Source organism: Exiguobacterium sp. s142 (genome assembly GCF_018618455.1).
Lineage (GTDB): Bacteria > Bacillota > Bacilli > Exiguobacteriales > Exiguobacteriaceae > Exiguobacterium > Exiguobacterium aurantiacum_A.
In genome coordinates, this window is sequence record NZ_JACSMB010000040.1 from 1 (window position 1) to 4,136 (window position 4,136).

General features: G+C 41.0%; 6 protein-coding genes. 4 read left to right on the plus strand and 2 right to left on the minus strand.

Annotated elements, in window-relative coordinates; all coding sequences use genetic code 11:
* Positions 1-453 precede the first annotated feature (453 nt).
* The 3 genes from KNP77_RS15685 (at position 454) to KNP77_RS15695 (ending at position 2,013) form a co-directional block, all read left to right on the plus strand.
* Positions 454-927, plus strand: coding sequence for a hypothetical protein (locus tag KNP77_RS15685; RefSeq protein WP_214891742.1), 474 nt, complete (start codon positions 454-456; stop codon positions 925-927).
* 23 nt (positions 928-950) lie between these two features.
* The gene (locus KNP77_RS15690; RefSeq protein WP_214891744.1) at positions 951-1,163 is read left to right on the plus strand and encodes a hypothetical protein; all 213 of its coding nucleotides are present in this window, start codon (positions 951-953) and stop codon (positions 1,161-1,163) included.
* A gap of 145 nt (positions 1,164-1,308) precedes the next feature.
* Complete coding sequence (locus KNP77_RS15695) at positions 1,309-2,013, plus strand: DUF4145 domain-containing protein (protein WP_214891746.1); 705 nt, start codon at positions 1,309-1,311, stop codon at positions 2,011-2,013.
* A gap of 207 nt (positions 2,014-2,220) precedes the next feature.
* Here the strand turns inward: KNP77_RS15695 and KNP77_RS15700 are convergent, their stop codons facing one another.
* Positions 2,221-2,505 (minus strand): hypothetical protein, encoded by a 285-nt coding sequence (locus KNP77_RS15700; RefSeq protein ID WP_214891748.1) that lies wholly within the window; start codon positions 2,503-2,505, stop codon positions 2,221-2,223.
* A gap of 231 nt (positions 2,506-2,736) precedes the next feature.
* A complete protein-coding gene (locus KNP77_RS15705; protein WP_214891749.1) occupies positions 2,737-3,273 on the minus strand; it encodes a hypothetical protein in 537 nt (178 codons plus the stop codon).
* A gap of 97 nt (positions 3,274-3,370) precedes the next feature.
* On the opposite strand from KNP77_RS15705, the gene KNP77_RS15710 reads away from it, so the two are divergent.
* Positions 3,371-3,655: a hypothetical protein gene (locus KNP77_RS15710; protein WP_214891751.1), complete on the plus strand. Its 285-nt coding sequence runs from the start codon at positions 3,371-3,373 to the stop codon at positions 3,653-3,655.
* Positions 3,656-4,136 lie beyond the last annotated feature (481 nt).

A 4,136-nucleotide genomic window follows, 5' to 3' on the forward strand; every position in this document is an offset into this window, starting at 1 on the left:
AACGTGGTGGGCAGATTTTAACCGCATCCTTTTTCAAAGGGGTTAGTCTGCCCATCCAGCCGTTTCCTATCTTCCCTACCGGAGTATGCTCGGTGCGCTCTTTGGTTTCAAGTCTTTTTCTTTCCAAGTTCTAAAAAGAAAAGAACAAAGAGCAAACAGATCAGCGAGGAAGCAAGAGAAGATGCAAATTCATATGTGGCACGAGGAATACGAGCCTAGCGCAGTCTGGCGACGTGTTCCGCATGTGCCCCGACAAGCGAGCGAAGGCGAAAACGCCGTAGCGAAGTGCGTTCAGCAGAGAGAAGAACGACCTGGGGAGGATCGCCCGAGACATCCGACAGGATGCCAGGGCGATCCAGAAGGACAAATAAGAAGGGATTAGCCCTAGAAACTTAGAATAAAAAAAGGTAAGAGGGAAGGTTAGTTAAAAGTTAGGAAGGAAGGTGTGTGGCTATGAAGAACATGGAATTGACGATCTTTGAGGTCACCAAGTTGAATGAGAACATGAAGTTCCTCGATTTGGCGAAAGAACATGCGCCGGTGGGCAAGGAGAAGCTTCGCGAGGCATTGAAGTCGGCTGGGGCGACGTTCGACCAACGGACCAAACGGTGGTATATCGACCGCAGCCATCCGAATGCGGACAAGAAAGTGCTCAATTTCGTGCAATCGAGTCGCGTCAATACACCGAAACCGAAGAAAATCGCGTCTGAGCCGTTGAAGATCGACCCGGTCACGGGACAGTCCCAGTTGGACGACGATTATTTCGCGATCGAGACGAGGCCTGAACAGATCGTCCGGAAGAAAGTCTCGTTGGACATGGATGTGGCGTTACATAAGCAGTTGAAGCAGATCGCCCTAGAGAACGACATGAAACTCTACGAGTTGGTCGAGGGCGTGCTTCGAGATTACGTACGTAAAAAAATGTGACTCGACCGAAAGGAGATTTATTGATGAAGAAGATGCTCGTTGTTCTCTTGTCAGCAATCTTGTTTTTACAAGGATGTTCTACGAACGAAAGTGATCAAGAACTTGTTGAGTGGGGAGAATATAGTACGTCCCAGGAAGAACGATTGAAGAAGAATAGAATCGATTTTAAGGTCGAAGACGACACGATCTATATCGAGGAGAAAGACTTGAACAAAGCCGTAGCATGTTGCAGTTGATTTCAAAATAAATCGCTTAAAAAGAGCGAAAAGATGTATGTTTGCGTGAAATAAAAACTCCACGCAAACTTGACGACGGTCTCAAGCCGAAGTCTGAAAAAAAGGCAAAAAACGACCGATTTCACAAACTTATGGGGTGAAAAAAATGAAACAACCTGCTTACAAATTAGCAGCTTTTGTTTGTCCGAATTGTATGGCGTATGCCAAACAAGATTGGTACACGATGGATTTTCAAACAGTTCAAAATTATATGACACAGCAGTCGCACAACATTTTTTTGAAAGGGCAATTACCTGATGATGAAATGGATGAAGGAGATTCAAAGATTGCTTTTGCCGAGTGTTCTTCGTGTGAGCAAATATCTTTTTGGCTAAATCAAGAAATGAAATATCCTTTGATTAGTAATATTGAAATGCCTAAAGACCTTATGCCTTCAAAAGTGAAGGCTTTGTACGAAGAAGCACGACAAGTTTTCCCTGTATCGCCCAGGTCGTCAGCAGCTTTATTACGCTTAGCTCTGGAAGTGTTACTTCCACATTTAGGTGCAAGAAAAGGAAAGTTAAACACAATGATTGGACAGCTTGTAGAAGAAAGAAAAGTTTTTAAAAGAGTACAAGAAGCCATGGATTATTTGAGAGTCACAGGGAACGAAGCAGTACACCCGGGAGTTTTAGATAAAGAAGACAGAGATGACTCGGAAGTTAGTTTAGGACTATTCAAAATAATAAACTATATTGTTGCGGAAACTATTGAAAGTGATGCGATGGTAGAAGAGTTGTATCAAATACTTCCGGATCCAATCAAAAAAGGAATTGAAAATCGGGATAAAGATAAAAGAATAGAGAATTAAAATTCAACATTTTTCTTGAGGTATTATAGTTTACGATTCTTTTTTTTGAATGGTTTTTCGTGTCCAAAGAGCATAAGGGGAAACTGCTATCACTTTCCGTGATAGCCCAGGCAGAGCCTGGGGTTTTCCGTGATATCATCAAAAGTCCAAAAATGGCACGAAATGTGCCAGTGAAAACAAGGAAGTGGCACAAAATGTTCCACTTTTTTATTCGTCGTTCGCGTCCATATACAATTTGAAAATGAAATTCCGTCGCGCTTCTCGTTGCGCTCGTGTCTTGATGTACGGATTCTCTTTTTCGTATTCGATGATGTCACTTTCGAGGAAGAGAGCCGTCCGATTGTTCGCGACATATTGCACGGGGAGAGGGAATTTGGTCTCTCCTTTTTTGTCGTGCAGACTTTGCCGTGGCATATCCCAACGAACAGAAAGGTCGGCGATCGTCAGTAGTTTTGGTATGTCGTTTGGTTTGGTCATTCGTGATCGTTGCATGTTGTTTTTGTCCCTTCACGAGATATCGAAGATAAGGAGTGCCCATTTACATACTGACACTTGTCAGGCAGTATTTATGGTCTCCTTTACAGTCGAAAAAAGCAACAGCTTTAACCTTCGGATTTTGTATTTTCTGTTCACATCCTAAAAAGCGTTCAGTTCCACAGTGAACTGAACGCTTCGTACATCGGAATATGGAAAAATACTTTATGTTTGCAGGTTATCTTTTTCTTACAAAACAAAAGTGACAAACACGTTTGTTATAATATTTGCCATAATGCGATTCATACCTTTACTAATGAAATACTTTGAAATCGCCGCTTTGAAAGAATCATCTGAGTTGGAAAGGAGATCTACTAGATGAGTGACGCCTTGGTAGTGAAGATATGACATGGGGATTCCGTGGAAGCTTTCCATTTTATCGACCCATTCATCCCATTTTGCTCTTCCGATCTTTTGCATTGTAGCTTTAATTGCCTTAGCCCCTGCTTTAGCTGCGAGTGTAACTTTACCCATAGTTTCATATTGCCCTTGACTTGATGCAGCTTCCAATTTTCTAACTACTTCTTCGGTAAATACAGGATCTCCGAATGCGTCTGGATCTGATTTGATAAACTCTATGAAGTCTTGATGAGAAGTGTTATTAGTGATTAGAACTGGTAATTGGCCGTTTGGTGAATCTGCCGCTTTTGCAGAAATTGATGGAGCGATTGCTGAAAAGCTCAAAGATAAAGCTAATGTTGTAGCTAAGACTTTCTTTTTATTCATTCAAAAATCCCCCTTATTCTTTTGAAAAAATGGTAAAATTATTACTGTTAAAGTATATAAAAAAGGAAAAAATAGTTCAATAATAGGAGTGGTAATTTTGGAAAAAAAAGATTTGAAAACACCATCTTATATGAAAAATGTTCCATTTTTCTTTATTACTGCACTGGCTGCTCCGGTAGCAATGTTGTTGGTCTTTCTTAATTGGGGCAAACTTACTTCTCAGATGAGGAGCAATCATTTGACGTTTTCTATATTGATGACTTTATTGTATGTGTCAAAAATACTTCCGGACGGAACATTTAAAATCATTTTTTCAGCACTAACGATAACCCTTATTATTTTTGTGACTTACATTTTTTTGGGTGGGGGAAGAAAAAAATAAAGTAGCAAACCCTGTAATGAATAAAGGCATAAATCGATTTTTTTAAAGGAATTATATTGTCAGAAAAATCAAGAACGCGTACAATAGGCAGTAACAAAATACGGACGGAACAACAAAAAACGCCACTTCTCCTATCAACCTGTCGCCAAACGGGTTGATGATCATCGAAGTGACGCTTTTGAATAGCGAGTGCTCAGAACACTTGCTATTGAACTGTTGAAGTCACTGGTCCGTGACTTCAACTTAGATGCACCTATCATACTAAGGAAACCTGAAACATTCAAGGTTTTAGTATAAAAAAGGGCGTCGTTCAGTAGCGAGCTTCACGAAACTCGCTACTCGGACGACGTCCTTTTTGTATTGGTTTTTTACATATCAGAGTTCTGCACTCACTCTTAAAACGAGTAGGTCCATCTAGCCGACGCAACAAAGTAGATCGGTCACCAATGCGGTTCCAGCATGTGGTGTGACGTTAGCAGGG

What these genes read in the sequence shown, in the direction of transcription:
- KNP77_RS15685 (WP_214891742.1), top strand. Translation starts at nt 454, where the DNA reads ATGAAGAACATGGAATTGACGATCTTTGAGGTCACCAAGTTGAATGAG.
- KNP77_RS15690 (WP_214891744.1), top strand. Translation starts at nt 951, where the DNA reads ATGAAGAAGATGCTCGTTGTTCTCTTGTCAGCAATCTTGTTTTTACAA.
- KNP77_RS15695 (WP_214891746.1), top strand. Translation starts at nt 1,309, where the DNA reads ATGAAACAACCTGCTTACAAATTAGCAGCTTTTGTTTGTCCGAATTGT.
- KNP77_RS15700 (WP_214891748.1), bottom strand. Translation starts at nt 2,505, where the DNA reads ATGCAACGATCACGAATGACCAAACCAAACGACATACCAAAACTACTG.
- KNP77_RS15705 (WP_214891749.1), bottom strand. Translation starts at nt 3,273, where the DNA reads ATGAATAAAAAGAAAGTCTTAGCTACAACATTAGCTTTATCTTTGAGC.